We start from the raw sequence: 25,364 nt of genomic DNA, 5'->3' as shown, positions 1-25,364 counted from the left end.
TGTCGTCATGGACGAGCGTAGTCCCGGGCTGAGTGGAGTCCTCACACCAATGGACCGTCGCACTGCGGTCCTTCGGCTCTATCCGGGGGGTTCTCGTGAACCGTATCACAAACTATTTGATGCAGTCTTTACCTGAAGGTGTGCGGACTGTCACACATGAGAGTGAAGCTGCGCGTCTGAGCGTGAAGGCCGCCGACATGTCTGGTATTGGGCGCTTCGCACCCCCATAGCGGCCCCACGACTTGGTAATGCTCTAGTCAGATTCTTACCTTGTCCCCGCCTTGCGCCGGTCGGCGAGACGCGAACGGGGGCCGATGGCCGTCGCCCCGTTGACACCGGCGACCCCGGACACCACGGGGGTGCGGCTCTCGGACCCGGCGGCCGCGGGCTCGTCCTCAGCGGACGCCGGCGTCGAGGCCTCGGGCGCCAGGGCCGCGACCGAACCGCGCCGCCGGTAGCGCGGCGGCACGAAGCTCTCCATCCAACGCGGGGCACGCGGCGTGAAGCGCGGCAGCAGAAGCAGCAGGAGACCGATCGCGCTGAGGAAGACGACGCCGAGCACGATCCACATGGACGCCGAGTTGACCGAGTAGGCGAGCGCGCCGAAGGCGATCAGCGCCGACCAGAAGTACATGATCAGCACCGCGCGGCTGTGCGAGTGGCCGATCTCCAGCAGCCGGTGGTGCAGGTGGCCGCGGTCGGCGGCGAACGGCGACTGGCCGCGCCAGGTGCGCCGCACGATCGCCAGGATCAGGTCGGCCGCCGGCACCGCGATGATCGTCAGCGGCAGCAGCAGCGGGATGTAGACGGGGACCGTCTGGTGCACGGCCTCCTTCTCGGACCCCACGTACAGGTTGAGGGCGTCCGGGTCGACCTGCCCCGTGACGGAGATCGCGCCGGCGGCCAGGACCAGGCCGATCAGCATCGAACCCGAGTCGCCCATGAAGATGCGCGCCGGGTGCATGTTGTGCGGCAGGAAGCCCAGGCACATGCCCATCAGGATCGCCGAGAAGAGGGTGGCCGGGGCGGCGGCCTCGATGCCGTACGAGTACCAGATGCGGTAGGCGTACAGGAAGAACGCCGTGGCCGCGATGCAGACCATGCCCGCCGCGAGGCCGTCCAGGCCGTCGACGAAGTTGACCGCGTTGATGGTGATGACGACCAGCGCCACCGTCAGCAGGGTGCCCTGCCACTGGGTGAGCGCGACCGAGCCGACACCCGGGATCGGCAGCCACAGGATCGTCAGACCCTGCACCACCATCACGCCGGCGGCGATCATCTGGCCGCCCAGCTTGATCAGGGCGTCGATCTCGAACTTGTCGTCCAGCACGCCGATCAGCCAGATCAGGGCCGCCCCGGACAGCAGCGCCCGGGGTTCGTTCGACGTCTCGAAGACCTGGTTGAGGTTCGTCAGGTGGTCGGCGACCAGCAGGCCCGCGCACAGGCCGAAGAACATCGCGATACCGCCGAGGCGCGGAGTGGGCTCCCGGTGCACGTCACGTGCCCGGATCTCCGGCATCGCCCCGGCCACGATCGCGAACTTCCGTACCGGCCCTGTCAGCAGATACGTCACCGCGGCCGTGATGCAGAGCGTCAGGAGGTATTCACGCACGGGCTTCCCCACAGGTCTCGCTGGCCATCACAGCCCCACACCCTAGCGATGCGCGCATATGAGTGGGGACTTCCGGGTAGCGACGATGGTTGCACGAGTGGCTGTGCACCCTGGTGCGTCTACCCCGGCTCAGGCGGGATACGGCGGAAATCCACCGGCCAGCTCCCGCACATCTTCACGGGCTCTCGAGGTCTCCGTCACGCCCCCGAGCACCCCGGTGATCAGCTCGGCGATCCGGGCCATCTCCGCCTCGCCCATGCCCTGCGTGGTGACCGCGGCCGTACCGAGCCGCAGCCCCCGGACGTCCGCGTGCGGCAGGGCGCAGCAGTCCATGACCAGGCCCGCAGCGGCGAGACGGCCCCGGGCGGTACGTCCGTCGACGCCGAGCGGGGCCGGGTCGGCGGTGATCAGGTGGGTGTCCGTGCCGCCGGTGGTGACGACGAATCCCGCCGCTCCCAGCCGGGCCGCCAGAACCCGCGCATTCGCCACCACCTGATGGGCGTACGCGGCGAACGCCGGTGTTGCCGCCTCCCCGAACGCGACCGCCTTGGCGGCGATGGTGTGCATCTGCGCACCGCCCTGTGTGAAAGGGAACACCGCCCGGTCGACGCGCTCGGCCAGCTCCGCCCGGCACAGGAGCAGGCCGCCGCGCGGGCCCCGCAGCACCTTGTGGGTGGTCCCGCACACGATGTCCGCGTACGGCACCGGATTCGGGGCCGCTCCCCCGGCGACGAGCCCGAGGGGGTGCGCGGCATCCGCGATGAGGTACGCGCCCACCTCGTCGGCGACCTCGCGGAAGAACGCGTAGTCGATGTGCCGGGGGTAGGCGATCGAGCCGCACACGATCGCCTTGGGGCGGCGCGTGCGGGCCAGGGTGCGCACCTGCTCGTGGTCGATGAACCCGGACTCGGCCTCCACGCCGTAACCGACGAAGTCGAACCAGCGGCCGGAGAAGTTGGCGGGCGAGCCGTGCGTGAGATGCCCGCCGTACGGCAGGCCGAGCGCGAGGACGGTGTCGCCGGGGCGGAGCAGGGCGGCGTAGGCGGCGAGCACCGCCGAAGAGCCCGAGTGCGCCTGGACGTTGGCGTGGTCGGCGCCGAACAGTGCCCGGGCCCGCTCGACGGCGACGCGCTCGGCGACGTCGGCGATCTCGCAGCCGCCGTGGTGCCGCGCCCCCGGGTAGCCCTCGGCGTACTTGTTGGCGAGCGGTGACCCTAGAGCGGCCAGCACGGCCGGCGAGGTGAAGTTCTCGGCGGCGATCAGCTGGAGCGTCGTCGACTGCCGCTCCCGCTCCCCGAGCAGGATGTCGGCGAGCTCGGGGTCCTGGCGGCGCAGGACGTCGGCCTCGATGGCAGGGGTGACCGTCATGATGGGCTCCGGGCGTCGACGGTGACGTAGGACCAATGTAGGCCCGGGGCCTGCGGAGCGCTCGGTCGTTACGCCTTTGCGGGGACGCCCGTGAGGGCCGTCACGACCGGATCGAGTGCCTGGTGTATCTCGTCCCCGATGGACCGGAAGAACGTCAGGGGCGCGCCGTACGGGTCGTAGACCTCGTCCGCCTCGGCGGTCGGCGCCAGCAGCCACCCGCGTAGAGCGGCCGCGGCACGGACCAGCGCACGCGCGCGGACGACCACACCGTCCTCCAGGGGCGGCAGGGTCGCCGGGTCGATCGCCTTGACCAGACGGGTGAACTCCTTGAGCGTGAAGGTGCGCAGGCCCGCCGAGTGACCCATCGAGATGACCTGCGCCCGGTGGTCGCGGGTGGCGGTCAGCACCAGGTCGGCGCGGATCACGTGCTCGTCGAGGAGCTCGCGCCCGGTGAAGCCGGAGGCGTCCGCGCCGAAGTCGGCCAGGACGGTCTCCGCGTGGGACTCCATCGAGGCGCCCTCATGGCCCCAGGTGCCCGCGCTCTCCACGATGAGCCCGCCGCCGAGGATGCCGAGCCGCTCCTTGACGAAATGACGGGTCAGCCGCTCGGTGATGGGCGAGCGGCACACGTTGCCGGTGCTGACGTGGAGGATGCGGAAGCTGTCGCGCGGAAGTCCCACGAAGGTCGTCGTGATCTCCGCCGCGCTTTCCCCGTTGCCTATGCCACGCCCCGATCCAGGGGCCGTCAATTCGCCACCTCGAGGTCGGGTACGACCTTTCGCAGCTCGTCCGCCGAGAGGGCACCCGCGCGCAGCAGCAACGGCACCTCACGGGTCACGTCGACGATCGACGACGGGACGTTGCCGGGGGTCGGGCCGCCGTCGAGGTAGACGGAGACGGAGTCGCCCAGCATCTCCTGCGCGGCGTCGCAGTCCTCCGGCGCCGGGTGGCCGGTCAGGTTGGCGGAGGAGACGGCCATGGGGCCGACCTCGGTCAGCAGCTCGATGGCGACCGGGTGCAGGGGCATGCGCACGGCGACCGTGCCACGGGTGTCCCCGAGGTCCCACTGGAGGGACGGCTGATGCCGGGCGACGAGCGTCAGCGCGCCCGGCCAGAAGGCGTCGACCAGCTCCCAGGCCAGCTCGGAGAAGTCCGTGACGAGACCGTGCAGCGTGTTCGGGGAGCCGATGAGGACGGGGGTGGGCATGTTGCGGCCCCGGCCCTTGGCGTCCAGGAGGTCTGCGACCGCCTCCGAGGAGAACGCGTCGGCGCCGATGCCGTACACCGTGTCCGTCGGCAGCACCACGAGCTCGCCACGGCGGACGGCGGACGCTGCCTCGCGCAGACCGGTCACGCGGTCGGTCGCGTCGTTGGTGTCGTATCGCCGTGCCATCTTTAGCTGGCCTCCTCGTACACGTGCTGCTGGGATGAAGTCCGCGAAGTCCGCGAAGACCGCGGGGTGCCCGGTGTGCTCACGGCAGTGCCTTGCGGGCGGTGGCGAAACGCGGGCGGTTGTTCAGGTCCGGGTGGTCGGCCGCGTCGGTCCAGCCGCGGTCCTCGGCGAAGATCCACGGCACCTGGCCGCCCTGGGTGTCGGCGTGCTCGACGACGACCACGCCGCCCGGGCGCAGCAGCCGGTGCGCCGTGCGCTCCAGGCCGCGGATGAGGTCGAGGCCGTCCTCGCCGGAGAAGAGGGCCATGTCGGGGTCGTAGTCCCGCGCCTCGGGGGCGACGTACTCCCACTCGGTGAGCGGGATGTACGGCGGGTTGGTGATGACCAGGTCGACCTGGCCGTCCAGGTCCGGGAAGGCCGTGAGGGCGTTGCCCTGCCGCAGGTCGACCCTGGACCCCTCGACGTTCTTGCGGGTCCACCGCAGGGCGTCCTCGGACAGTTCCACGGCGTGCACGCGCGAGCGCGGCACCTCCTGGGCGAGGGCGAGCGCGATGGCGCCGGAGCCGGTGCACAGGTCGACGATGCACGGCTCGACGACGTCCATGGCACGTACGGCGTCTATGGCCCAGCCGACCACGGACTCCGTCTCGGGCCGCGGCACGAACACCCCGGGACCGACCTGGAGTTCCAGGTAGCGGAAGTAGGCGCGCCCGGTGATGTGCTGGAGCGGCTCGCGGGCCTCGCGGCGGGCGATGACCTCCCAGTAGCGGGCGTCGAAGTCGGAGTCCTTGACGGAGTGCAGCTCGCCGCGCTTGACGCCGTGCACGAACGCGGCGAGTTCCTCCGCGTCGGTGCGCGGCGAGGGCACGCCGGCGTCGGCGAGCCGCTGGGTGGCCTGGGCCACCTCCGCGAGCAGCAGGTTCACGCAAGTCCTCCGTATTACTCGTACGTGCTCGTACGTGCTCGTACGTGCCTTACGCGGCCGCCAGCTTCGCAGCCGAGTCCGCGTCGACGCAGGCCTGGATCACCGCGTCGAGGTCACCGTCCAGGACCTGGTCCAGGTTGTACGCCTTGAAGCCGACGCGGTGGTCGGAGAGGCGGTTCTCCGGGAAGTTGTACGTGCGGATCTTCTCGGAGCGGTCGACCGTGCGGACCTGGCTGCGGCGGGCGTCGGCGGCCTCCCTCTCCGCTTCCTCCTGCGCCGCCGCGAGCAGCCTGGAGCGCAGGATACGCAGTGCCTGCTCCTTGTTCTGCAGCTGGCTCTTCTCGTTCTGGCAGGAGGCGACGACTCCGGTCGGAACGTGTGTGATGCGCACGGCGGAGTCGGTGGTGTTGACGGACTGTCCGCCGGGCCCGGAGGAGCGGTAGACGTCGATGCGGAGGTCGTTCGGGTTGATCTCGACGTCGACCTCCTCGGCCTCGGGCGTGACGAGCACACCGGCCGCGGAGGTGTGGATCCGGCCCTGGGACTCCGTCGCGGGCACACGCTGCACGCGGTGCACACCGCCCTCGTACTTCATCCGCGCCCAGACGCCCTGGCCGGGCTCGGTGGCACCCTGGCCGCCCTTGGTCTTCACGGCGACCTGGACGTCCTTGTAGCCGCCCAGCTCGGACTCTGTGGCGTCGATGATCTCGGTCTTCCAGCCGACGCGCTCGGCGTAGCGCAGGTACATGCGCAGCAGGTCACCGGCGAAGAGCGCCGACTCGTCGCCGCCCGCGCCCGCCTTGATCTCGAGGATGACGTCCTTGTCGTCGCTGGGGTCGCGCGGGACGAGGAGGAGGCGCAGCTTCTCCGTGAGCTCCTCGCGCTGCCGTTCCAGGTCCTTGACCTCGGCCGCGAAGTCGGGGTCGTCGGCGGCCAGCTCGCGCGCGGCCCCGATGTCGTCACCCGTCTGCGTCCAGGAGCGGTACGTGGCGACGATGGGGGTGAGCTCGGCGTAACGCTTGTTCAGCTTGCGCGCGTTGGCCTGGTCGGAGTGGACCGACGGGTCGGCGAGCTTCTTCTCCAGGTCGGCGTGCTCGGCGACGAGTTCCTCGACGGCCTCGAACATCTTGGGGCTCCTGTGTACGGACGGGGGTGAAGGGCGGGCGACCAAAAACGCCGGTCCCGGAGCGCCCGGTGTGGGGGCGCCTCCGTGGACCGGCGAATTGAGGCTCGCTACTTCTTGGAGCCGGCGGCCTTGCCGAAGCGGGCCTCGAAGCGGGCCACACGGCCACCGGTGTCGAGGATCTTCTGCTTGCCCGTGTAGAACGGGTGGCACTCGGAGCACACATCGGCACGGATGGCACCGGACTCGATGGTGCTGCGGGTGGTGAACGACGCGCCACAGGTGCAGCTGACCTGCGTCTCGACGTACTCGGGGTGGATGTCGCGCTTCAAGGTGTCTCCTAGGTTCGGGAGGGCGCCGGGTCGCTGCCGCGGGGTGCGGGAGCGTGAACCGGAGCCGACGTACCAGTCTGCCAGGACTGGGGCCTACTCCCAAAACCGGGGGTTGCTGTGATCTATTCCCCCGCGGGCCGGTGGGGGTTGTTCGCGCCCACGCGGCGGGGCCGCACATCGATACAGCCCCGCGCCCCTTGGGGACGTGCCCGTCAGGGCGCGCTCACGACACCCTTGGCTTCACCTGTGGCCGATCCGGACGTCGCCGACTTGGGGATCGGCCTGTCGTTCTCCAGGGCCTTCCAGATCTGGTCGGCCTTCTTCTTCTGGAGGAGGACGCGGTTGGGGTCGGCCGGGTCGTAGGCCACCGGCATCGTGATCATGTGCATGTTGGACGGGCTGATGCCCTTGAGGCCGCTCGCGAAGGAGGCGAGCTTGTTGACCGAGCCGAGGTCGGAGTCGGCCGTCACCGTCTTGGTCGCGGTCTCCGCGAGGTCGAGCAGCTTCTTCGGGTCCGAGAAGACGCCGACGTCCTTGATCTGGTTGACCAGGGCCTTGATGAAGGCCTGCTGGAGCTGGATCCGGCCCAGGTCGGAGCCGTCGCCGACGCCGTGTCTGGTGCGGACCAGGCCGAGGGCCTGCTTGCCGTCGAGCGTGTGGGTGCCGGCCTTCAGCTTCAGATGGCTGTCGGGGTCGTCGATGCTCTCGGTCGTGGTGATCTCGACGCCGCCGAGGTCGTCGATGAGCTCTTGGAAGCCGGAGAAGTCGACCTCCAGATAGTGGTCCATACGCAGGTCGGTGATCGACTCGACGGTCTTCACGGCGCAGGCGGCCCCGCCGGTGGAGTACGCGGAGTTGAACATCACGCTGCGCGCGGCGGGGTGCTCGTCGCCCTTGGTGTCCGTGCACGAGGGACGGTCGATCAGGGTGTCGCGCGGGATGGAGACCACGCTGGCCTTCTTGTGGCCCTTGTAGACGTGCACGATCATCGCCGTGTCGGAGCGGGCGCTGCCGTCGTCGGTGCCGCCGCCGAGCTTCTTGTTGCCGCCGGCGCGGGTGTCGGAGCCGAGGACGAGGATGTTCTCCGAGCCGTTGTCGGCCTTCTTGGGGCGGTCCGCGCCGAGGGCCTGGTCGATGTCGACGCTCTTGAGGTTGCCGTTGAGCTTGAAGTACAGGTATCCGGCGCCGGCGCCGCCCAGCACGACGACGCCCGCGGCGGTCCACGCCGTGATCAGCAGGCCCTTGCGACGCTGCGGGGCCTTGCGGCGTCGGCCCTTGCCTCGGTGACGCGCTCCGTTGATGCCGGTGTCGCCCGGTATACCCGGACCCGGCGTGCTCTCGGCAGACATGTACTCCTCAGCTCTTCTACGGTCGGTTACCCCCTGCGGTCAGTGCCAGGCGTGGCCGGAGAAGACCCTTCCTCGCACCATCGTCGCCCCACCTGGTCAGACGGAGAAACTCGGGAAAGGGTTGCACAACGGACTGCGCCCACCGCGTGGAACGGTGGGCACAGTCCGTGTTCGTCACTGCCGGGGCGATCCCCGTTCACCTGCGATTTCAGCCGAAGATGTCGTACTGCTTGAAATCGGTGCCCACGGACTTCCTTGTGGCAAAGATCTCGCTGGTCCCCTTGCCGGTGCCCGCGTACAGATAGAGCGTGCCGCCGGGGGTGCGGGCCAGGAAGTCGGCCTTGCCGTCGCCGGTGACGTCGCCGGGGGCGTCGAAGGCGTTGTAGTCGGCCCAGGTGCGCACCTTGACCCGGGCCGAGAAGGCGCCCGAGCCGGCCTTGCCGGTGCCCTTGTAGAGGTAGATGGCGCTGCCGGACTTGCTGCGGGCGATCAGGTCGGTCTTGCCGTCCCCGTTGAAGTCGCCCTTGCCGCGCACGGAGTTGTACTGGTTCCAGCCGGAGCCGACCTTCACGCGGGGCGCGAAGGTGCCGTTGCCCTTGCCCGGGTAGATCCACATGACGCCCGCCGAGTCGACCGAGAGCAGGTCGGGCAGGTAGTCGCCGGTGACGTCACCCGGGGTGATGATCCGGGTGCGGGTCTTCCAGTTGTCGGCGATCTGCTTGGTGGACCAGGTGCCGCTGGAGGTGACGTAGTGCGTCCAGAAGAGGTCGCCGTCGCTGCTGCGCCGGTAGACCAGGTCCTGGTAGCCGTCGCGGTCGAGGTCGGTCTGCAGGACGACGTTCACGCCGTTCCAGTCGCCCCATGACTCGCGGGCGGCGAACGACGTGCCCTTGGAGTCCTTGGAGTAGCCGGTCTTGGTGGAGGCGTTGCGCACCCAGAGGTCGGCCTTGTGGTCGCCGCTGATGTTGGTGTCGTCGAGGCGCGGGTAGGCGGCGCCGACGTAGGAGCTGACCTTGGCGAAGACGCTGTAGGCGCCCTTGGCGACGCAGTCGGTCACGCCCCAGGAGACGACGCCGACGATCCGGTTGTTGACGACCAGGGGGCCGCCGGAGTCGCCGTTGCAGGCGGAGACGGTGCCGGTGTCGCTGCCGGTGGCGGGCTTGCCCGCGCAGACCATGTGGCCCTTGACGAAGTCCCTGCCGTACGCGCCGGAGCAGGTCGTGTCGGACTGCATGGGCAGCGTGGCGGTCTTCAGCGTCTCGGAGATGTCGTCGCTGGTGGAGCTGGTGCGGCCCCAGCCGTAGACCTTGGCACTGGTGCCGGCCTTGTACGAGGTGGTGTCGCCGGACGTCGTCATACGGATCGGGGTGGCCTTGACCGGGACCGGCAGGGTCAGCACCGCGATGTCGTTGTCGATGGTCGTCGCGTTGGACGACGGGTGGTTCCACTGCCGCCAGACGCCGGTGACGGTGCCGCCGTGCAGGTCGGTGCCGTCGGCCGAGGGCAGCTGGGAGGTGCCGGTGACGACGGCGCCGTTGGCGTTCCAGTTGTAGCCCTTGACGCAGTGCGCGGCGGTGAGGATCTTCGTCGGCGCGACGACGGCGCCGCCGCAGAAGAAGCCGATGTCGTCGCCGGTGCTCGACGTGCCCCGGTCGTCGTAGTAGTGGAGCTGCGCCATCCACGGAGCCGTGCTGATGGTCGTCTCGTTGCCGCCGATGACCTTCGGGTCGATGCGGCTCGGGGCGGTGTTCGCGCCGAGCGAGGTCTTGCTGGTCTTGCCGGCGACGTCGTCACCGGCCATGGCGCCCGCGACGCGCTTCTCCAGCTCGGCGAGCGGGGGCGAGCTGGTGGCGGGCTTGACTGCCGGCTGCGGCAGCGGGGTGGCCGCACCGGCGGACGTCGTCAGCAGCGCGCCGGCCACGGCGGCGGCGACACCGGCCGCGGCGACGGGCAGTGCGATGCGTATCCGGCGTCTGTGCCGACCGCCCCCGGACATGGGTGTACCCACGTATGTCCCCCCTCGGGATCACAAGTTCGAAGAGAGCGTGATCCTACCTGCACGCGAACACCACAAAGGGCCGCCCCCGTTCATATGAACGGGGGCGGCCCTTACGCGCCCTCAAGGGACGCGGGGAATCGCGCGATCAACCACGACAAACCCGCAGCCGACCGGCCATCCGCAGCTCAGCGGCGACTAGTCACCGTTACCCGGCGTCGGCGTCGTCTTCTGGATCTGCATCAGGAACTCGGCGTTCGACTTCGTCTGCTTCATCTTGTCGAGAAGCAGCTCCACCGCCTGCTGCTGGTCGAGAGCGTGCAGCACCCGGCGCAGCTTCCAGACGATGGCGAGCTCGTCGGGGGCGAGCAGGATCTCTTCCTTACGGGTGCCGGACGCGTCGACGTCCACCGCGGGGAAGATGCGCTTGTCGGCGAGCTTCCGGTCGAGCTTGAGCTCGGCGTTGCCCGTGCCCTTGAACTCCTCGAAGATGACCTCGTCCATGCGGGACCCGGTGTCCACCAGCGCGGTGGCGAGGATGGTCAGCGAGCCGCCGTCCTCGATGTTGCGGGCCGCACCGAAGAAGCGCTTCGGCGGGTACAGCGCCGTCGAGTCGACACCACCGGACAGGATGCGGCCGGAGGCCGGGGCGGCGAGGTTGTACGCACGGCCCAGGCGGGTGATCGAGTCGAGCAGCACGACCACGTCGTGACCCAGCTCCACCAGGCGCTTGGCGCGCTCGATGGCCAGCTCGGCGACCGTGGTGTGGTCCTCGGCCGGGCGGTCGAAGGTCGAGGAGATGACCTCGCCCTTCACCGACCGCTGCATGTCGGTGACCTCTTCCGGACGCTCGTCGACGAGGACGACCATCAGGTGGCACTCGGGGTTGTTGTGGGTGATCGCGTTGGCGATCGCCTGCATGATCATGGTCTTGCCGGTCTTCGGCGGGGCCACGATCAGACCGCGCTGGCCCTTACCGATGGGCGAGACCAGGTCGATGATGCGGGTGGTGAGGACGCCCGGGTCCGTCTCCAGGCGGAGGCGGTCCTGCGGGTACAGCGGCGTCAGCTTGTTGAACTCCGGCCGCCCGCGCCCGGATTCGGGCGCCATGCCGTTGACGGAGTCCAGACGCACCAGCGCGTTGAACTTCTCGCGCCGCTCGCCTTCCTTGGGCTGGCGCACGGCACCGGTGATGTGGTCGCCCTTGCGCAGACCGTTCTTGCGGACCTGGGCGAGGGAGACGTACACGTCGTTCGGACCGGGCAGGTAGCCGGACGTGCGGATGAAGGCGTAGTTGTCGAGGATGTCCAGGATGCCCGCGACGGGGATCAGGACGTCGTCCTCGTTGATCTGCGGCTCGGGGGCCATGTCCTCACGGCCGCGACGGCCCCGGCGGTCGCGGTAGCGCCCGCGACGGCCACGGCGGCCGCCCTCGAAGTCGTCGTCGTCCTGCTGCTGCTGCTGCTGCTGCTGCTGGCCACGATCCTGGCGGCCGCCGCCCTGGCCCTGCTGCTGGCCGCGCTGGCCGCCCTGCTGGTCGTCGCCCTTGCCCCCGCGACGGTCACGGTCGCGGTCCCGGCCGCGGTCACGGTCACGGTCACGGCGGTCGCGACGACGGCCCTCGCCGTCACCGGCGTCGGACTTGGCCTCGTTGTTCTGGGACTGCTGCTGCGACTGGGCCGGCGTCTCGGCCTTGGAGTCGTTCTTCGCCTCGGCCACGATGGTCTCCGTGGCGGCGGCCGGGGCTCCGGCCTCGGCGGTGGCCCGGCGACGGCGACGCTCGGGCGCGTCGTCTCCCCCGCGCTCGTTCTCGCTCGACCGGGAGGCGCCTCCGGCGGGCTGGCCGGGGATCTCGATCTGCTGCTGGGCCACGGCCTTGTCAGCCTTGCCGGCCTTGTCCGCGGGGGCCTGGGAGGCCTCCTTCGCGTCCGCCTTCTTGTCCGCCTTCTCGGCGTTGTCGCCCGTACGGGTCCGCGAGGTGGCGCGGCGCTTGGGCTTGGTCTCGGCGGCGGCGTCGGCCTTCGCGGCCGGAGCGGCGCCGCCGGACGCCTGCGCCTCCTTGATGACCTCGATCAGCTGGCTCTTGCGCATACGCGCGGTGCCCCTGATGCCGAGGCCGGATGCGACCTGCTGCAGCTCGGCCAGCACCATGCCGTCGAGGCCGGTACCGCGGCGCCGCCGGGAGCCGGCACCGGTGGCAGGCGCGGAGGCGTCCGTGGCGGGCGCGGCAGCGGTCTCCTCGACACGTGCGCCCATCAGATCGGTGGTGTCGCTCACGAAGGGTCCTTCCCTGGAGCGGACGTCGGCCTGTCTGGCTCGGCGACCGGTTGTGCTGTCCGGCTTCGGTCCGTGTGGTGTGAACCGTGCCGGGGCGGTGGTCCGCCTAAGCGGCGGAGGAATCTGGTGATGGCGCTTCCTTGAGCCGTGGCACCCAGTGTCAGTGTCACGCGGCGTGGTCGCACCGGTTCCGGAGCGTGCCCTGCGCCCCGCTCAGTGTCCTTGTACGGCGTACGGTCCGACGTACAAAACACAGTGCGGCTTGGGGGGCTCCCGGAAGAATGTCTGTCCCGGACGGGGACACGAGGCACCTCGCCATGGTGGGGTCGGGTGCAGACTTGAGATTAACACTACCGGATCCAACAAACATTCCCCCTCTCAAAATCCGGCAACCGCGCGCTTTCAGATGTCACCTGAGGCCGCGAGCGGCAGCACGCTCGCGCCGTGCTGATCGAGCCGCAGCCGGTTCGCGGCCCATTCCGGGCCTGCCAGGGCCTCGACCTTGTCGGCGGTCTCCGCGTCGGCCAGCGCCATGACCGTCGGTCCGGCTCCGGAGATGACCGCGGGGATGCCGTCGCCCCGCAGCCGCTCCACCAGTGCCGTGCTCTCAGGCATGGCCGGCGCGCGGTATTCCTGGTGCAGGCGGTCCTCGGTGGCGGGCAGCAGCAGTTCGGGGCGGCGGGTGAGGGCCTCGACCAGCAGGGCGGCCCGGCCGGCGTTGGTGGCCGCGTCGACGTGCGGCACGGTGCGCGGGAGCAGGCCGCGCGCGGTTTCCGTGAGGACCGGCTTTCCGGGGACGAAAACCACCGGAACGATGGAATCCGCGGGCTCCATCCTGATCGCGCGGGCCGCACCGCCCTCCATCCAGGACAGCGTGAAACCGCCCAGCAGGCACGCCGCGACATTGTCGGGGTGGCCCTCGATCTCGGTGGCGAGCTCGAGCAGCGCGGTGTCGTCGAGCTTGGCGTCGGCCCCTATGGTCACGGCGCGGGCGGCGACGATCCCGGCACAGATGGCCGCCGAGGAGGAGCCGAGGCCCCGGCCGTGCGGAATGCGGTTGGCGCAGACGATCTCCAGACCGCGCGGCTGTCCGCCGAGCAGGTCGAAGGCGGTGCGCAGGGAACGTACGAGAAGGTGCTGCTCGTCGCGCGGGAGCGTCTCGCTTCCCTCACCCGCGATGTCGATGTGCAGCCCGGAGTCGGCCACCCGGACGACCACGTCGTCGTACAAGCCCAGCGCGAGGCCGAGGGCGTCGAAGCCCGGGCCGAGGTTGGCGCTGGTGGCGGGGACGCGCACCCGGACGGCGGCGGCGCGGAACGCTGGACCGGCCATCGCTCGATGACTCTCCTTGAGCTGCGGTGATTGTCGAATGACGTTCAGTGGACATTCGATGGCGTACGAGAACCCCGGGGGCCGCTGCCGACCGCGATGGCCGGCCGCTGTCCCGGCCGCGGAGACGGCGCGGCACCGTGCTCCTTGCGGAGGCATATGCGGCGGGCGGGTTCAGTACAGCCTATCGAAGGAAGGTTCTGTGGCGACATAGGGCGCACAGGAGGCGCACGATGCGTGTCGTAAGCCCCCTGTGCACCCCCCGTAGGGAACCTTCCCGGGCAAGCGCCGTCCTACGCCGGACCGTGTCGGGCGTTGCACCGGCGCTCGGTGCATACCCGCACGTCAGGCGAGGCCGAGGCGCTCCGCCGCGGCCGCCGCGTCGACGGGTACGGTGACCGGCTGCGGCGCACCGGCGACGGCCCAGTCGGGGTCCTTCAGCCCGTTGCCGGTGACGGTGCACACGATCCGCTGCCCCGGGTCGACCTTGCCCTGCTCGGCGGCCTTCAGCAGACCGGCGACGGACGCGGCGGACGCCGGCTCGACGAAGACGCCCTCCTGCGACGCCAACAGCCGGTAGGCGCGCAGGATCTCACGGTCCGTCACCTCGTCGATGAAGCCGCCCGACTCGTCCCGCGCGGCGAGCGCGTAATTCCACGAGGCCGGGTTGCCGATGCGGATGGCCGTGGCGATGGTCGAGGGGTCCTTGACGACCTCGCCGCGCACGATCGGGGCGCTGCCGGAGGCCTGGAATCCCCACATCCGCGGGGTCCTGGTCGCCACGCCGTCGGCGGCGTACTCCGTGTAGCCCTTCCAATAGGCCGTGATGTTGCCCGCGTTGCCCACCGGCAGGACGTGGATGTCGGGCGCGTCGCCGAGCATGTCCACGATCTCGAAGGCGGCCGTCTTCTGGCCCTCGATACGCACCGGGTTGACCGAATTGACCAGCGCCACCGGGTAGTTGTCGCTCAGGCCGCGCGCGAGTGTGAGGCAGTCGTCGAAGTTGCCGTCGACCTGGAGGATCTTCGCGCCGTGCACGAGGGCCTGGCCCATCTTGCCGAGCGCGATCTTGCCCTGCGGCACGAGCACGGCGCAGACCATCCCGGCCCGCACGGCGTACGCGGCGGCGGAGGCCGACGTGTTGCCGGTGGAGGCGCAGATGACGGCCTGCGCGCCCTCCTCCTTGGCCCGGGTGATGGCCATGGTCATGCCCCGGTCCTTGAAGGACCCGGTCGGGTTCGCGCCCTCCACCTTGAGGTGGACCTCGCAGCCCGTGCGCTCGGAGAGCACCTGCGCGGGGACGAGGGGCGTGCCGCCCTCGCGGAGCGTCACGACCGGCGTGCTGTCGGAGACGGGCAACCGGTCCCGGTACTCCTCGATGATTCCGCGCCACTGGTGGGTCATTGCTGGTTACTCTCCTTCAACCCGCATGATGCTGGCGACACCACGCACGGTGTCGAGCTTGCGCAACGCCTCGACGGTCCCGGTGAGGGCGGCGTCGGACGCACGGTGCGTGACGACGACGAGGGAGGCCTCGCCGTCCTTCCCCGACTGGCGAACCGTATCGATCGAGACTCCGTGCTCGGCGAAGACGGTCGCGACCTGGGCGAGAACACCCGGTTTGTCAGCCACGTCGAGGCTGATGTGGTAGCGCGTGACGACGTCGCCCATCGGGGACACCGGCAGCGCGGCATAGGCGGAATCGCCTGGTCCGGTCGCACCGCTGAGCCGGTTGCGGCAGACGGCGACGAGGTCGCCGAGCACGGCGGAGGCCGTGGGGGAACCGCCCGCTCCGGGGCCGTAGAACATGAGCTGCCCGGCGGCGTCGGACTCGACGAACACGGCGTTGTAGGCGCCGCGGACGGAGGCCAGCGGGTGACTCAGCGGGATCATGGCCGGGTGTACGCGCGCGGTGACGGACGCCCCGTCCTCGGCCCGCTCGCAGATGGCGAGCAGCTTGATGGTGCAGCCCATCTCCTTCGCGGAGGCGAAGTCGGAGGCGGTCACCTCGGCCATGCCCTCGCGGTAGACGTCGTCGAGGCGCACGCGCGTATGGAAGGCGATGCCGGCGAGGATCGCGGCCTTGGCGGCGGCGTCGAAGCCCTCGACGTCGGCGGTCGGGTCGGCCTCCGCGTAGCCCAGGGCGGTGGCCTCGTCGAGGGCCTCCTGGTAGCCGGCGCCGGTCGAGTCCATCTTGTCGAGGATGAAGTTCGTCGTGCCGTTGACGATGCCCATCACCCGGTTGATCTTGTCGCCGGCGAGGGACTCGCGCAGCGGCCGGATCAGCGGAATGGCACCGGCGACGGCGGCCTCGTAGTAGAGGTCCTTGTCGTGCTGCTCGGCGACGGCGTGCAGGGCCGCCCCGTCCTGGGCGAGCAGCGCCTTGTTGGCGGAGACCACGGAGGCGCCGTGCTCGAAGGCGGTGGTGATGAGGCCGCGCGCGGGCTCGATACCGCCGATGACCTCGACCACGACGTCGATGTCGCCACGTTTGACGAGCGCGGTGGCGTCGGTGGTGATCAGGGCGGGGTCGATGCCCTCCCGGACGCGGTCGGGCCGCCGCACGGCCACGCCCGCGAGCTCCACCGGGGCCCCGATCCGGGCTGTGAGGTCGTCGGCGTGCGTCGTCATGATGCGCGCCACCTCTGAGCCGACCACTCCACAGCCCAGCAGCGCCACCTTCAGCGGACGCGTACGCATCATCCGACCTCGTTTCCTCTTTACCGTCTACGGTGGAACCAGTCTCACTCACCGGACGGGAGTTTCTGCCCCCGGTCCGGATCGTGAGACATGTATTTCATTTCCGCGGGGGCGGCAGACAGGAGATCTTCCGTCGCCCGCTGCGGTTCGCTTCTCGCTTCTTTCTCAGCCGATCTTTCTCAGCCGACGTCGAGACGCAGCAGGTCCTCCTCCGTCTCCCGGCGGACGATCACCCGCGCCGCACCGCCCTCGACGGCGACGACCGGCGGGCGGAGCACGTGGTTGTAGTTGCTGGCCATGGACCGGCAGTAGGCACCCGTCGCCGGTACGGCGATGAGGTCACCCGGTGCCAGGTCGGACGGCAGGAACGCGTCCTTGACCACGATGTCCCCGCTCTCGCAGTGCTTGCCGACGACGCGGGCGAGCATCGGCTCGGCGTCGGACGTGCGGGAGACCAGCGCGACGCTGTACTCGGCGTCGTACAGCGCGGTGCGGATGTTGTCCGACATGCCGCCGTCGACGGAGACGTAGGTCCGCAGCCCGTCCAGGGGCTTGATGGTGCCGACCTCGTACAGAGTGAAGGCGGTAGGGCCGACGATGGCACGCCCGGGCTCGACGGAGATGCGGGGCGTGCGCAGCTTGGCGGCCTCGCACTCCCTCGTGACGATCTCGGTGAGCGCCTTGGCGATCTCGTGCGGCTCCCGGGGGTCGTCGTCGCTGGTGTACGCGATACCGAGACCGCCGCCGAGGTCGATCTCGGGCAGTTCGACACCATGCTCGTCGCGGACGGCCTTCAGTAGCGAGACGACGCGGTGGGCGGCGACCTCGAACCCGGACATGTCGAAGATCTGCGAACCGATGTGGCTGTGGATGCCGACGAGCTCGAGCCCGTCGAGCTGCAGGGCCCGGCGCACGGCCTCGGCGGCCTGCCCGCCGGCCAGCGGGATGCCGAACTTCTGGTCCTCGTGGGCCGTGGCGATGAACTCGTGGGTGTGGGCCTCGACGCCGACGGTGATGCGGATGAGGACCTTCTGCCGCGTGCCGAGGCTCCGCGCGACGTGGGCGACGCGCACGATCTCCTGGAAGGAGTCGAGCACGATGTGCCCCACACCGGCCTCGACGGCCCTGGTGATCTCCTCGACGGACTTGTTGTTGCCGTGGAAGGCGATGCGGTCGGCGGGCATGCCGGCGGACAGGGCGGTGGCCAGCTCGCCGCCGGAGCAGACGTCGACGTTCAGCCCCTCCTCGTCGAGCCAGCGCACGACGGCGCGGGACAGGAACGCCTTGCCGGCGTAGAAGACGTCGGCGTCGGCCCCGAAGGCGGTGCGCCAGGCACGCGCGCGAGCCCGGAAGTCGGCCTCGTCCAGGACGTAGGCGGGAGTGCCGAACTCCTCGGCGAGCCGGGTGACGGGGATGCCGCCGACGGTCACGACCCCGTCCTCGTCACGCGTCACGGTCTGGGCCCACACCTTGGGGTCCAGCGCGTTGAGGTCGGCGGGCGGGGCGGAGTAGTGGCCCTCGGGGAGGACATCAGCGTGACGGGGCCCGGCGGGGTGGGCGGAACGGCTCATGATCTGTTCGTGTCTCTCAGAGATGGTCGGGTGCGTCGATGCCGAGCAGGGACAGGCCGCCGGCCAGCACCGTCCCGGCGGCTTCGGCGAGCGCGAGCCGGGCACGGTGGGCGGCCGAGGGTTTCTCCTCACCGAGGGGCAGCACGGCGGGGAGCAGGGGCATCGCGGCAGCGGCGACGGCGAGGAGGTGCCGGGCCAGGCGGTCGGGGGTGTGATGCGTGGCGGTGGCGGCGAGGACGCGGGGGTGGTCGCCGAGTACGGCGAGCAGCGCTTCCGCTTCGCTCACGGGACCGGGCTCGGGGTGGAAGCCGAGGTCGGCGGCGTTGCGCAGGAGGGCCCGGGTGCGGGCGTGGGCGTACCGGACGCGGAAGAGGGGGTTGCCCTCCCGCTGGACGAGGTGGTCGCCGGGGATTCGGGGCCGGTCGTGGGCGGCGGGGTGCAGCAGCGCCCAGCGGGCGGCGTCCCGGCCGAGGGGCAGGGGGTCGGCGGGGGCGGGGACGGGGCGGACGGTGACGTACCGGTCGGCGATGCGCGGCCCCCGGGTGGTGACGTCCACGCCGAGGACGGACGCCCACTCCGGGGCGGGCGGGCCGTCGCACTCGACACGGACGAAGTCCCCCTGGCTGCGCAGCACACGGGTCACGGCGTCGGCGACCACGACGGCACGCACCTCTGCCGGGCAGCGGAGCAGGACAGCGGTCCCGCTGAACCCGGTCGTCGCGTGCCCGTACCGCAGCCCGCGCCGCAGGATCTCCTCGACGAGGCCGGCGGCGGCGGTGCGCTCGAGGCTGAAGTTGAGGAACCCGGGCCCGGTGACGACGACGTCGTCGAAGCGCTGCTCGCCCACGAGCCGTGCCCGCAGGATCTCGGCCACGTCACGCGGCGGCCGCCCGGCCGCGCCGGCCAGTTGGAGGGCGATGTTCGTGGCGTAGTCGCCGCAGCCCCCCGGCCCCGGCGCAGTGACCACGGCCCGCTCCGGCACGGTCACGCTGAGCTCACCGTCGTCGACAGCGCGGCGCACGGCGTGCAGCACGGTGCGGGAGAGCTCGACGGGGGTCACGGGACAAGCGTATGGGAGGAAGGGGGTGGTTATGCGAGCCGGTTTCGGTACGGTCCGGGATGTGGACGCGGCGCCTGTTCAGCGGGCCTTTCCTCGACCGTGATCCGGACGTGGCCGCCCTGGCGGGGCGGCCGGGCACGAGTCACTCGCCTACGGCACGGCGGGTAGATCCACTTCCTTCACCTGTTCCTGCTCGTGCTCCTTGGCGGGGGCGTCGCTGCCGCCGCCGGCCTCGGGGCCGCTGCCGCGCTGCCGGCCCCCACCCCGGGCCCGCTCGACCAACTGGCGGACCATGCGGACCAGTTCGGCAGGCTCGAAGGGTTTGGCGAGGAAGGCGTCGACGCCGATGTCGAGTCCGGCCTCGACCTCCTGGTGACCACAGGCGCTGACGATGGCGAGGGGCACGTCCCGGGTCCGCGGGTCGGCCCGGAGGCGAGCGGCGGTCCGGAGACCGTCCAGCCGGGGCATGACGACGTCGAGGGTCACGACATCGGGCCGCACCTGATGAACGACATCAAGACACTCGGCACCATCGGCCGCGGTCACGACCTCCAGCCCCTCCAGCTCGAGATTGACCCTGATCAACTGCCGGATGACCTTGTTGTCGTCCACAACAAGCACCCTGCCCGACGCGCCTGGCACAACTCGAGAGTAGGTCGGCCCCGGCCATCGCGTCCGGGTTTTCCCCACTTCCACCCCGCACGAGCGAGCCGCAACCCCTCCCCCGGCAGCGGAAACCCGTTCATGACCACACCGAGGGAGCTGGTAGTGTTCTACCCGTCGCCGCGAGCAACGCGACGAACACGCCCCCGTAGCTCAGGGGATAGAGCAACGGCCTCCGGAGCCGTGTGCGCAGGTTCGAATCCTGCCGGGGGCACCTTGCATGAGGTGCCCAAAGACCCCGCCATCAGCGCTTTCGCTGAGACGGGGTCTTCGTGTGTGTGCAGGCGTGTGCTGCTTCCGTGATCGACCTTCACGGAGTGGTCGCCGACCCATACGGCCTCTTGTGGTGGTGCTTCGTATCGATGCTGAACACTCCGCCCCGGCCCGATCGGCAGGACTGCCGACCGTGGCGCACTAAAAGCGTCAGGTGCATGGAATCACCGCGCTCATGAACCCCACCAAACGGCTGATGCATGCGGCTCGTCGGTAGCCCCGGCCGAGACCGCACGCCGCGAAGCGCTGTGGGCTGCACCTCAAGGGGGGTAAGGAGCGTACCCTGGAATTGAAGTTGCGCGAGTGGGTGGTATCGATGTGTTTGAGGGCGCTCTTCTCTCTCGTGTTCCTCGGAGCGCTTCTGCTCCTGGCGGTTTCAGACGCTTTTGACTGGGTGGGCTATGCGGGCGGCTGGCTTGGCTGGTTGATTGGCTCCTTGGTCGGAATCATCGGCATCAAACTTGCATGGGAAAGTTGGGTTGAACATGAGCACGAGGTCTGGATGCTGAAGTTCTGGAAGGAGTTGATGGAAATTACCATAGAGGGCATTCGCGCAGGCCAGGTTGCAAGTGCGGAGCCTGTTGTGAAGGTAACCTTCCCAGCCTCCAGTGACGATGTCGGGGGGTTTTACTGGGACGACTCTATGGCGCTGTTTCACCATGCCGATGGCGCATCCAGTGCTATTGATACTTCCGGCGTACGCCTTGGGGATCGACTTGCCGTATTGTCCCACGTACACACGCCTGCACCAGATAAAGTCCTCACCGTGACGCGCAACGAGACCCAGGTTTCGGGTCCACGAAATCCGGGAGACGGAGAATAGAACCAGTTCATAAATGCATTGTTTCTCGCTGAGGACCTGGGGACCCTAACGACTCAGCGACTGGTCAGGACTGCGCGCTTGACTTCCGACCCGCGGTCTTCACCACGGCCTGCTCCTTCGGCTGGAGGTAGTAGCCCTCGCCGATCTGGATCGGGTCGATGGACTCCAGCGGCACGAACGCTTGATCTCGATCGCCTTCGCGGTGGGAAGTGGCAGGTCCCGCAGTTCGTCGTCGCTGATCGGGATGACCGCCGATCTCATCGTTGCGGACCTCGCGCTCCTCGACCTCGCAGTACTTCCGGACGCGGACCCGGCTCATGTTGAGTGGGCGGCCGGCTCCGTCAAGGTGGTACTCGTGGAAGCGGACGCTGTGGTCTTCGGCGGTCAGGCTCACTGCCGGCAGTTGGCGAACAGCCCCTGCCCCTCCGCCCGTTCGGGCGCCTCATGTCACGACTCGGTGAACTCTGCACACATATCCCCCACATGTGGCCTACGTTGTTCCGACGTTCAACCCTGGGGGGACTCATGCGCGTTCGCGCTACTGCGGCTGTGGCCGCGATGCTCCTGGCCGCTCTCACCGCATGCGGGGGTGGCGGCAGCGACAACTCGTCGGCCTCGAAGACGAAGAAGCCGACGAGCAAGAAGGAGAAGGTCGACTGCGCGAGCCAGACGCTCGACCAGGCCGAGTGGATGGAGCACTGCGCCGACGAGGCCAGCACCGACAGCGACACCGGGGTGACGTCGACGGGCCTGAAGTTCGGCGAGTCCTACACGTGGCCCGACGGACTGAAGGTGTCGGTCGTCGAGGCGAAGAAGTGGACGACGTTCACCGACGAGGATTTCGCCGAGGACGACCCGAAGGCGAACGAGTTCCGTGTGCTGCTGAAGCTGGAGAACACCGGCAAGAAGCCGGTGCAGCTGGATGAGGTGTCGACGTTCATCGAGGGCGCCACCAACGGCGGCGAAGCGGCCTTCACCGAGTTCACGACAGACTCGGAGCCGCTGGGTGGTCGACTCGCCCCGGGGGTGACGGCGACGAAGACGGACGACAACAGCCTGGAAACGAAGTACGGCAAGAAGATCGTGGTGACCGTGCAGCGGAACAGCGAGAACTTCGACCTGGACTTCCCGGAGTTCAACGGCGAGATCACCGGCTGAGCACAGCGAAGCGCCCCCACTCCACCGCCGTAGCGGATGGAGTGGGGGCGTTGTCACTCGGGCTCATCATCGGGCGGCGGTCAATCGGGTTCATGGAACGGGCGGGGTGACAGCCAGAACGGGTCGACTGGTCGTCGGTCTCGTCACGCTTCGGAAACGAGCGTCCTACGCTTACGCCGCACGGTTTCTGCGGCTGTTGAAGGCCCAGTTGCGCAGTGCTCTGCGAATCTCCTCGTCGGACGGCCGCCCGGCCCGCTCGTCGAGGAGTTCCAGCGTCACGCTGGTGAGGGATTCGTTGATGCCGTCTCTCGTATTCCCCGCTATGCCTTCGGTGCGCTCTCGAACGGGACGAACGCGTCGTCCTTTCTCATCGCGCACAGGGCCCAGATGATGATCCCGGAGATCGCGATCATCACGATCGACCAGACCGGGTAGTACGGCAGGGAGAGGAAGTGGGTGATGATGACGAGGCCCGCGATGCCCACGCCGATGACGCGGGCCCACGTCGACGCCATGAAGAGGCCGAAGCTGACGACGAAGGCCAGCACACCCAGGGTGAGGTGGATCCACCCCCAGGCGGTGAGGTCGAACGCGAAGACGTAGGTGCGCGTCGAGGCGAAGATGTTGTCATCGGCGATCTCCGCGATGCCGCGCATGATGTCGAGGATGCCGCCGATCATGAGCATGATGGCCGCGAAGACGGTCACGCCGGTGGCCCATTCCCGCAGGGATGTGCGGGCGCTTCCTGGGTGCGTGGTGGTCATGCCGGCTGCCTCGTTCCCATGTCGCCAAGGTCGTGCCGTTCTCAGCATGCGCGCGGCAGGACGCGGGGGGCATCACCCGGGAAGGGTGAGGCCCCGGGGGCGATGAAGCACTTTCGCCCCAAATGCACCATTGTTCTACCGTGGAGAGGAACGATGCTGCTCATCCCCCTCACCGATCATCGAGGTGACGGTCATGACGGAGACCACTCAGCGCAGGAACGCATCACAGGACGGCATGGGTGCTCCCGGCACCCGTGGAAGCACCGCCATCGCGGACACGGTCGTCGCGAAGATCGCTGGCATGGCGGCCCGGGAGATCCCGGAGGTGCACAACCTCGGTGGCGGGATGACCAGGGCCTTCGGGGCTGTGCGTCAGCGGGTGCCGGGCGGGGGCAGCGGGGTCACCCAGGGGGTGAAGGTCGAGGTCGGCGAGCGCCAGGCCGCCGTTGATCTCAATCTGGTCGTCGAGTACGGCGCCGCCATCGCCGACACCGCTGCGGACGTCCGGACCAACGTCATCAACGCCGTGGAGCGGATGACCGGTCTCGAGGTCGTGGAGGTCAACATCGCCGTCGACGACGTCCATCTGCCGGACGACGACTACGAGGCAGACGAGGAGTCCGAGCAGCGGGAGAGGCGGGTGGCCTGAGGGCCCGACGCCCCGGGGTCAGTAGACCTCCGCGGCCGCCCCGGGAGCGCACGGCACGCAGGCGCGTTCCCCGTGGCCGCAGTGGATGACGCGGTCGCCGAGGCCGATGCGGTCGGCCTCGGCGAGGAACACGGACAGGGGCGAGCGCATCACCGTGTAGTCCCCGTAGTGGACGGGGAGGACGAGCCTGGGGTCGAGGCGGCGGGCGAGTTCGGCGCCCTGGGTGCCGTCCATCGTGACCACGAAGCCGCCGGGGAGGCGGGTGCCGCCGAGATGGAGGACGGCCAGATCGGCGGACGGGAAGCGTTCGGTGATCTCTTGGAGGCCGTCGTACAGGAGCGTGTCACCGGAGAGGTAGAGCCGCATGCGGGGCGGTCCCCCGGCGGGGCCGAACTCCAGCATGCTTCCCATCACCGGCGGCAGCAGCCTGCGCAGCATCGCGTGGCCCGCGTGCCGGCCCGGCAGGGCGGTGACCGTGACCTGGACGCCGTCGCGTTGGAGGGTGAGCGCCTTCCAGGTGCGCAGTCCCGCCGTGCGGTGGAATCCGTGCACGGCCCGGAGGCGGCGGGCCGCGTGCGGGGTGGTCAGGATCGGCACCGTGTGGTCCAGGTGCCGGCGGGCGCGGCGGTCCCAGTGGTCGCCGTGCAGGTGCGACAGCACGATCGCGTCGAGGCGGGGCAGTTCGTGGACGTCGAGGGCCGGTTCGGTCAGGCGGCGGCTCAGCAGGCCGTGGCCGAGGTAGGCGTACTGGCCCCGGTGCAGGAAGTTCGGGTCGGTGAGCAGGGTGAGCGGGCCGTACGACAGCAGTACCGTCGCGTTGCCGATGAAGTGGACGTCGACCGCGTCACCGGTGTGACGGTGGTGATCGTGGTGGTTCATGGGCTGCGGCATGGCGCTCTCCTCCCGTGAGGGGAGTACCCGCGCGGGAGCGGGTCAGGCCGAGCGCTTGCGGGACGTCGACTTCTTCGCCGCCGTCTTTTTCGCGGTGCTCTTCGCCGCCGTCTTCTTGGTCGTCCCCTGACCCGACTTGGCCGTCGACTTCTTCGCCGCGGTGGTCTTCTTGGCCGCCGTCTTCTTCGTGGTGGACGTCGACTTCTTGCCGCCGGTCTGCTTGGGGGCCGCGCGGGCCGTCTTGCGCTGCGGGAGCGACTTGACCTCGGCGTGCTCGGCTTCCTCGCCCCGGGACTCGCGGGCCGCGCGGACGCTGCTCTCCAGGGCCGCCATCAGGTCCAGGACCTTGCCGCCGGCGGCCGGTTCCGGGGCCTGGGGCGGGGCCTCGCCCGCGGCCTTCGCGGCGATGACCTCCTCCACGGCCTCGCGGTACTCGTCGTGCAGATCCTCCAGGTCGACCTCGCCCAGGGTGTCCATCAGCGCGTCCGCCAGGTCCAGTTCCTGGTCACGGACGGTGACATGGGTGTCGGGGGCCAGGCCCTCGGGGGTGCGGACCTCGTCCGGCCACAGCAGGCCGTGCATCGCGATGGCCTCGCCGACGACCCTGAGCATGCCCAGGCGTTCCCGTCCCCGCAGGGCGAACTTGGCGATCGCCACCTTGTTGCTGCGCTTCAGTGCCTCGCGCAGCAGGGTGTACGGCTTCGCCGCCGGGGCGCCGCCGGCCTGGAGGTAGTACGCGGCGTCCATCTGGAGCGGGTCGATCCGGTCGGCCGGGACGAAGGCGACGATCTCGATCGTCTTGGCCGTCGGGAGCGGCAGGCTGGACAGGTCCTCCTCGGTGATCGGGATGATCGTGCCGTCCGCGTCCTCGTAGCCCTTGCCGATCTCCCCCTGGGTGACCTCGCGGTCCTCCAGTTCGCAGAATTTGCGGTACCGGATGCGGCCGCCGTCCTCGGTGTGGATCTGGCGGAAGGAGATCGAGTGGCTCTCGGTGGCGTTCACCAGCTTGATCGGAATGCTGACCAGGCCGAACGAGATGGCGCCGTTCCAGATGGATCTCACGTGCAGCACCCTTCCGGTCACGCTCGGGAGTGTTCGTCACGGTTTG

Annotated in this window: 23 protein-coding genes and 1 tRNA gene; 4 read left to right on the top strand and 20 right to left on the bottom strand. The window is 69.6% G+C overall.

Going from position 1 to position 25,364, the window contains the following annotated elements; translation table 11 throughout:
- Nucleotides 1-265 precede the first annotated feature (265 nt).
- From IO24_RS0129100 to IO24_RS41075, 16 genes are all read right to left on the bottom strand, one after another.
- Nucleotides 266-1,612, bottom strand: coding sequence for an MraY family glycosyltransferase (locus tag IO24_RS0129100; protein ID WP_031140682.1), 1,347 nt, complete (start codon nt 1,610-1,612; stop codon nt 266-268).
- A gap of 129 nt (nt 1,613-1,741) precedes the next feature.
- A complete protein-coding gene (locus tag IO24_RS0129095) occupies nt 1,742-2,980 on the bottom strand; it encodes a serine hydroxymethyltransferase (RefSeq protein WP_031140680.1) in 1,239 nt (412 codons plus the stop codon).
- Nucleotides 2,981-3,048: 68 nt separating this feature from the next.
- On the bottom strand, nt 3,049-3,729 hold the full coding sequence (locus IO24_RS0129090; protein ID WP_031140678.1) for an arsenate reductase/protein-tyrosine-phosphatase family protein: 681 nt from the start codon (nt 3,727-3,729) through the stop codon (nt 3,049-3,051).
- The gene (locus IO24_RS0129085; RefSeq protein WP_031140676.1) at nt 3,726-4,373 is read right to left on the bottom strand and encodes an L-threonylcarbamoyladenylate synthase; all 648 of its coding nucleotides are present in this window, start codon (nt 4,371-4,373) and stop codon (nt 3,726-3,728) included. The genes IO24_RS0129090 and IO24_RS0129085 overlap by 4 nt, the downstream gene beginning before the upstream one ends.
- A 79-nt stretch (nt 4,374-4,452) precedes the next feature.
- On the bottom strand, nt 4,453-5,298 hold the full coding sequence (prmC, locus tag IO24_RS0129080; RefSeq protein ID WP_031140674.1) for a peptide chain release factor N(5)-glutamine methyltransferase: 846 nt from the start codon (nt 5,296-5,298) through the stop codon (nt 4,453-4,455).
- A gap of 49 nt (nt 5,299-5,347) precedes the next feature.
- On the bottom strand, nt 5,348-6,424 hold the full coding sequence (gene prfA, locus IO24_RS0129075; protein ID WP_031140672.1) for a peptide chain release factor 1: 1,077 nt from the start codon (nt 6,422-6,424) through the stop codon (nt 5,348-5,350).
- 107 nt (nt 6,425-6,531) lie between these two features.
- Nucleotides 6,532-6,753, bottom strand: a complete 222-nt coding sequence (rpmE, locus tag IO24_RS0129070; protein ID WP_031140670.1) for a 50S ribosomal protein L31 — start codon at nt 6,751-6,753, stop codon at nt 6,532-6,534.
- A 212-nt stretch (nt 6,754-6,965) separates the two neighbouring features.
- A complete protein-coding gene (locus IO24_RS0129065; RefSeq protein WP_031140668.1) occupies nt 6,966-8,102 on the bottom strand; it encodes an LCP family protein in 1,137 nt (378 codons plus the stop codon).
- Nucleotides 8,103-8,310: 208 nt separating this feature from the next.
- Complete coding sequence (locus IO24_RS0129060) at nt 8,311-10,098, bottom strand: trypsin-like serine protease (protein ID WP_031140666.1); 1,788 nt, start codon at nt 10,096-10,098, stop codon at nt 8,311-8,313.
- A gap of 198 nt (nt 10,099-10,296) precedes the next feature.
- Nucleotides 10,297-12,375 carry a transcription termination factor Rho gene (gene rho, locus IO24_RS0129055; RefSeq protein WP_031140664.1) on the bottom strand — a complete coding sequence of 693 codons (2,079 nt, stop codon included), beginning with the start codon at nt 12,373-12,375 and terminating at the stop codon, nt 10,297-10,299.
- A gap of 402 nt (nt 12,376-12,777) precedes the next feature.
- Nucleotides 12,778-13,707 carry a homoserine kinase gene (thrB, locus tag IO24_RS0129050; RefSeq protein ID WP_031140662.1) on the bottom strand — a complete coding sequence of 310 codons (930 nt, stop codon included), beginning with the start codon at nt 13,705-13,707 and terminating at the stop codon, nt 12,778-12,780.
- A gap of 342 nt (nt 13,708-14,049) precedes the next feature.
- The gene (gene thrC / locus IO24_RS0129045; RefSeq protein ID WP_031140660.1) at nt 14,050-15,108 is read right to left on the bottom strand and encodes a threonine synthase; all 1,059 of its coding nucleotides are present in this window, start codon (nt 15,106-15,108) and stop codon (nt 14,050-14,052) included.
- Between the two features lie 6 nt (nt 15,109-15,114).
- On the bottom strand, nt 15,115-16,407 hold the full coding sequence (locus IO24_RS0129040) for a homoserine dehydrogenase (protein WP_031140658.1): 1,293 nt from the start codon (nt 16,405-16,407) through the stop codon (nt 15,115-15,117).
- A 176-nt stretch (nt 16,408-16,583) separates the two neighbouring features.
- On the bottom strand, nt 16,584-17,975 hold the full coding sequence (gene lysA, locus IO24_RS0129035) for a diaminopimelate decarboxylase (protein WP_031140656.1): 1,392 nt from the start codon (nt 17,973-17,975) through the stop codon (nt 16,584-16,586).
- A gap of 16 nt (nt 17,976-17,991) precedes the next feature.
- Nucleotides 17,992-19,035: an ArgS-related anticodon-binding protein NrtL gene (gene nrtL, locus IO24_RS0129030; protein WP_031140654.1), complete on the bottom strand. Its 1,044-nt coding sequence runs from the start codon at nt 19,033-19,035 to the stop codon at nt 17,992-17,994.
- Between the two features lie 150 nt (nt 19,036-19,185).
- A complete protein-coding gene (locus IO24_RS41075) occupies nt 19,186-19,725 on the bottom strand; it encodes a response regulator (protein ID WP_078899418.1) in 540 nt (179 codons plus the stop codon).
- Nucleotides 19,726-19,840: 115 nt separating this feature from the next.
- Here IO24_RS41075 and IO24_RS0129020 point away from each other — a divergent pair.
- Together IO24_RS0129020 and IO24_RS45295 are read left to right on the top strand one after the other, a co-directional pair.
- Nucleotides 19,841-19,912 (top strand) — tRNA-Arg (locus tag IO24_RS0129020).
- A 348-nt stretch (nt 19,913-20,260) separates the two neighbouring features.
- Entirely contained in the window at nt 20,261-20,794 is a 534-nt protein-coding gene (locus tag IO24_RS45295; RefSeq protein WP_157851293.1) for a hypothetical protein, read from the top strand.
- A gap of 64 nt (nt 20,795-20,858) precedes the next feature.
- Here the strand turns inward: IO24_RS45295 and IO24_RS0129015 are convergent, their stop codons facing one another.
- A complete protein-coding gene (locus IO24_RS0129015; RefSeq protein ID WP_031140650.1) occupies nt 20,859-21,188 on the bottom strand; it encodes a Ku family protein in 330 nt (109 codons plus the stop codon).
- Between the two features lie 131 nt (nt 21,189-21,319).
- Between IO24_RS0129015 and IO24_RS0129010 the strand changes: the two genes are divergently transcribed.
- The gene (locus tag IO24_RS0129010) at nt 21,320-21,952 is read left to right on the top strand and encodes a hypothetical protein (protein ID WP_158872501.1); all 633 of its coding nucleotides are present in this window, start codon (nt 21,320-21,322) and stop codon (nt 21,950-21,952) included.
- Between the two features lie 320 nt (nt 21,953-22,272).
- Here the strand turns inward: IO24_RS0129010 and IO24_RS0129000 are convergent, their stop codons facing one another.
- Nucleotides 22,273-22,716, bottom strand: a complete 444-nt coding sequence (locus tag IO24_RS0129000) for a DUF7144 family membrane protein (RefSeq protein WP_031140646.1) — start codon at nt 22,714-22,716, stop codon at nt 22,273-22,275.
- Between the two features lie 193 nt (nt 22,717-22,909).
- On the opposite strand from IO24_RS0129000, the gene IO24_RS0128995 reads away from it, so the two are divergent.
- Complete coding sequence (locus IO24_RS0128995; RefSeq protein ID WP_031140644.1) at nt 22,910-23,365, top strand: Asp23/Gls24 family envelope stress response protein; 456 nt, start codon at nt 22,910-22,912, stop codon at nt 23,363-23,365.
- 18 nt (nt 23,366-23,383) lie between these two features.
- On the opposite strand, the gene IO24_RS0128990 is transcribed toward IO24_RS0128995, so the two are convergent.
- Both IO24_RS0128990 and ku read right to left on the bottom strand, forming a co-directional pair.
- Nucleotides 23,384-24,256, bottom strand: a complete 873-nt coding sequence (locus tag IO24_RS0128990; protein WP_234335291.1) for an MBL fold metallo-hydrolase — start codon at nt 24,254-24,256, stop codon at nt 23,384-23,386.
- Between the two features lie 42 nt (nt 24,257-24,298).
- Complete coding sequence (gene ku / locus IO24_RS0128985) at nt 24,299-25,318, bottom strand: non-homologous end joining protein Ku (protein ID WP_471979951.1); 1,020 nt, start codon at nt 25,316-25,318, stop codon at nt 24,299-24,301.
- Nucleotides 25,319-25,364 lie beyond the last annotated feature (46 nt).

This window comes from Streptomyces flavovariabilis, from assembly GCF_000725785.1.
GTDB classification, from domain to species: Bacteria; Actinomycetota; Actinomycetes; order Streptomycetales; family Streptomycetaceae; genus Streptomyces; species Streptomyces hawaiiensis.
This window is presented reverse-complemented; position numbering and strand designations above follow the sequence as displayed.

Bases quoted from the DNA above. Each gene is read 5' to 3' on its own strand.
- prfA (WP_031140672.1), bottom strand. From the start codon at position 6,424: ATGTTCGAGGCCGTCGAGGAACTCGTCGCCGAGCACGCCGACCTGGAG.
- IO24_RS0129065 (WP_031140668.1), bottom strand. From the start codon at position 8,102: ATGTCTGCCGAGAGCACGCCGGGTCCGGGTATACCGGGCGACACCGGC.
- IO24_RS0129060 (WP_031140666.1), bottom strand. From the start codon at position 10,098: ATGTCCGGGGGCGGTCGGCACAGACGCCGGATACGCATCGCACTGCCC.
- IO24_RS0129000 (WP_031140646.1), bottom strand. From the start codon at position 22,716: ATGACCACCACGCACCCAGGAAGCGCCCGCACATCCCTGCGGGAATGG.
- IO24_RS0129095 (WP_031140680.1), bottom strand. From the start codon at position 2,980: ATGACGGTCACCCCTGCCATCGAGGCCGACGTCCTGCGCCGCCAGGAC.
- IO24_RS0128990 (WP_234335291.1), bottom strand. From the start codon at position 24,256: ATGCCGCAGCCCATGAACCACCACGATCACCACCGTCACACCGGTGAC.
- IO24_RS0129010 (WP_158872501.1), top strand. From the start codon at position 21,320: ATGCGCGTTCGCGCTACTGCGGCTGTGGCCGCGATGCTCCTGGCCGCT.
- IO24_RS0128995 (WP_031140644.1), top strand. From the start codon at position 22,910: ATGACGGAGACCACTCAGCGCAGGAACGCATCACAGGACGGCATGGGT.
- IO24_RS0129085 (WP_031140676.1), bottom strand. From the start codon at position 4,373: ATGGCACGGCGATACGACACCAACGACGCGACCGACCGCGTGACCGGT.
- thrB (WP_031140662.1), bottom strand. From the start codon at position 13,707: ATGGCCGGTCCAGCGTTCCGCGCCGCCGCCGTCCGGGTGCGCGTCCCC.
- IO24_RS0129040 (WP_031140658.1), bottom strand. From the start codon at position 16,407: ATGATGCGTACGCGTCCGCTGAAGGTGGCGCTGCTGGGCTGTGGAGTG.
- lysA (WP_031140656.1), bottom strand. From the start codon at position 17,975: ATGAGCCGTTCCGCCCACCCCGCCGGGCCCCGTCACGCTGATGTCCTC.
- thrC (WP_031140660.1), bottom strand. From the start codon at position 15,108: ATGACCCACCAGTGGCGCGGAATCATCGAGGAGTACCGGGACCGGTTG.